Here is a 2,498-nt window from a genome sequence, read left to right as displayed (position 1 = left end):
CCAGAACAGCCGCGCCGTCCTGATCCGGCGCGACGACACGCGCTGCAGCATCCGCCAGGTGGTGTCGCCGATCATCAACGAACGGAACGAATTCTGCGGGCTGGTCATCGTCTTCCAGGACTTTACCGATGCGCGCGCGCTGCAGCGCCAGCTGGCGCATGCCGCGGCACACGATGCGCTGACCGGCCTTGCCAACCGCTCGAGCTTCATCCGCGCCATGGAAGACCTGGTCGGCCAGGCGCGCAAGGATGGCACCGCCGACACGACGAAGTCGGTCGGAGGCGCCGGACATCAGTTCATGTTCATCGATCTCGACCACTTCAAACTGGTCAACGACACCGGCGGACACGCGGCGGGAGACGCGCTGCTGAAGCGGGTTGCCGAGGCGATTCGCGGCGTGCTTGGTCCAGACGATATCGTCGCTCGCCTCGGCGGCGACGAATTCGCGGTCATTCTGAAATCGGGTTCGGCAGCCGGCGCCAAGATCGCGGCACGCTCCATCATCGATGCGATCGGCGGGCTGGACTTCACCTGGGACGGCCGTCTTCACGTGATCGGCGCCAGCATCGGACTGGCTGCGATCAATGCCAATTGCGGCGAGGTCGACGAGATCATCGCGAGAGCCGATGCGGCCTGCTATGCGGCCAAGGCGGCCGGCCGCGGCTGTGTCTCCGTGGCGTCCGACGCACGGATCGTGGAGGGCCGGACAGAGCCGCTGGCGGCGGCCTCCTGATCGAGCCTGTCAACCGCCGATCCGAAGGCTTGTCCCTGATTTGCGTCGACGATGCGCTCAGCGCGTCGGAACGGGATGCTCGCCACGATAGTCGTAGAAGCCGCGCCCGGTCTTGCGGCCGAGCCAGCCGGCCTCGACATATTTCACCAGCAGCGGGCAAGGGCGATACTTCGAGTCCGACAGGCCGTCATGCAGCACCTGCATGATCGACAGGCAGGTATCGAGCCCGATGAAATCGGCCAACTGCAGCGGCCCCATCGGATGGTTGGCGCCGAGCCGCATGGCGGTGTCGATGGCGTCGACCGAGCCGACACCCTCATAGAGCGTGTAGATCGCCTCGTTGATCATCGGCAACAGGATGCGGTTGACGATGAAGGCCGGAAAATCCTCCGAGACCGTGATCGTCTTGTCGAGCTGCTTCACATAGGTCTTGGCAGCCTCGAAGGTCTGGTCCTCGGTGGCGATGCCGCGCACCAGCTCGACCAGCTTCATCAGCGGCACCGGGTTCATGAAATGTATGCCGATGAACCGCTCAGGCCGGTCGGTCTGCGCGGCAAGCCGCGTGATCGAGATCGACGAGGTGTTGGTCGCCAGGATGGCTTCGGGATTGAGCTGCGGACAAAGCTGGGCGTAGATCTTGCGCTTGACCGTCTCGTCCTCTGTCGCCGCCTCGATCACCAGATCCGCGCCGGCAAGATCGGCCATCGCGGGCGCGGCCGAAATGCGGCCCATCGCGTCGTTGCGCACCTTCTCGTCGAGCTTGCCGGACCCCACCTGGCGGGCCATGTTGCCGCTGATTGTGGCGATGCCTTTCTCGATGCGGTCGGGCGAAATATCGTAGATCAGCACCTTGTAGCCCGAAAGCGCGGAGACATGGGCGATGCCGCCGCCCATCTGGCCCGCGCCGATGATGCCGATCGTCTCGATCTTGCTCATTACACCGATCCCGTCAAAAGGCCTTTGCGGCCTGCTTTTTGTGCGGTGCAAACTAAAAGGGCGGGGCGACTTCGTCTACCCCACCCTCACCATTTAATACGCTTTGGCAGAAAGCGTCAAAGCGCCTTTTGCAGCTCCGGCAGAATGACGAAGAGATCGCCGACGAGGCCGTAGTCGGCAACCTGGAAAATCGGCGCCTCCTCGTCCTTGTTGATTGCGACGATGACCTTCGAATCCTTCATGCCGGCGAGATGCTGGATGGCGCCGGAGATGCCGACCGCGATGTAAAGATCGGGGGCAACCACCTTGCCGGTCTGGCCGACCTGCCAGTCGTTCGGCGCATAGCCGGCATCGACCGCGGCGCGGGAGGCGCCGACGGCGGCACCGAGCTTGTCGGCGACCGGCAGGATGACCTCCTGGAACTTCTCCGCCGAACCCAGCGCACGACCACCCGAGATGATGATCTTGGCCGAGGTCAGCTCCGGACGGTCGGTCTCGGAAAGCTTGTTCTCGACGAAGGTGGACAGGCCGGGATTGGCCGCGGCCTTGACGGTCTCGACCGCCGCCGAGCCGCCCTCGGGGGCTGCCTGGAACGAGGCCGTGCGCACCGTGATCACCTTCTTGGCGTCGCTCGACTGCACCGTCTGGATGGCGTTGCCGGCATAGATCGGCCGCTTGAAGGTGTCGGGCGATACGACTTCGATGATCTCGGACACCTGCGCGACATCGAGCAGCGCTGCGACGCGCGGCGCGACATTCTTGCCCGACGAGGTCGCCGGCGCGATGATGGTGTCGTAAGCGCCTGCCAACGACACGACCAGTGCTGCCG

At 64.5% G+C, this 2,498-nt stretch carries 3 protein-coding genes; 1 reads left to right on the top strand and 2 read right to left on the bottom strand.

From position 1 onward, the window contains the following. Positions 1 to 733 (top strand): diguanylate cyclase domain-containing protein (locus EN939_RS29670; RefSeq protein WP_127271231.1); only part of this gene is annotated, 733 nt, incomplete at its 5' end. 57 nt (positions 734 to 790) lie between these two features. On the opposite strand, the gene EN939_RS29665 is transcribed toward EN939_RS29670, so the two are convergent. Both EN939_RS29665 and EN939_RS29660 read right to left on the bottom strand, forming a co-directional pair. After that, positions 791 to 1,669 carry a 3-hydroxybutyryl-CoA dehydrogenase gene (locus EN939_RS29665; protein ID WP_013529423.1) on the bottom strand — a complete coding sequence of 293 codons (879 nt, stop codon included), beginning with the start codon at positions 1,667 to 1,669 and terminating at the stop codon, positions 791 to 793. A gap of 116 nt (positions 1,670 to 1,785) precedes the next feature. Continuing rightward, positions 1,786 to 2,498: electron transfer flavoprotein subunit alpha/FixB family protein (locus EN939_RS29660; RefSeq protein WP_164751330.1), on the bottom strand; the 713-nt coding region annotated here is incomplete at its 5' end.

This window comes from Mesorhizobium sp. M7A.F.Ca.CA.002.05.1.1, assembly GCF_003998335.1.
Taxonomy (GTDB): domain Bacteria; phylum Pseudomonadota; class Alphaproteobacteria; order Rhizobiales; family Rhizobiaceae; genus Mesorhizobium.
The sequence above is the reverse complement of the archived record's forward strand: the minus strand, read 5'-3'. Positions and strand labels throughout refer to the sequence as shown.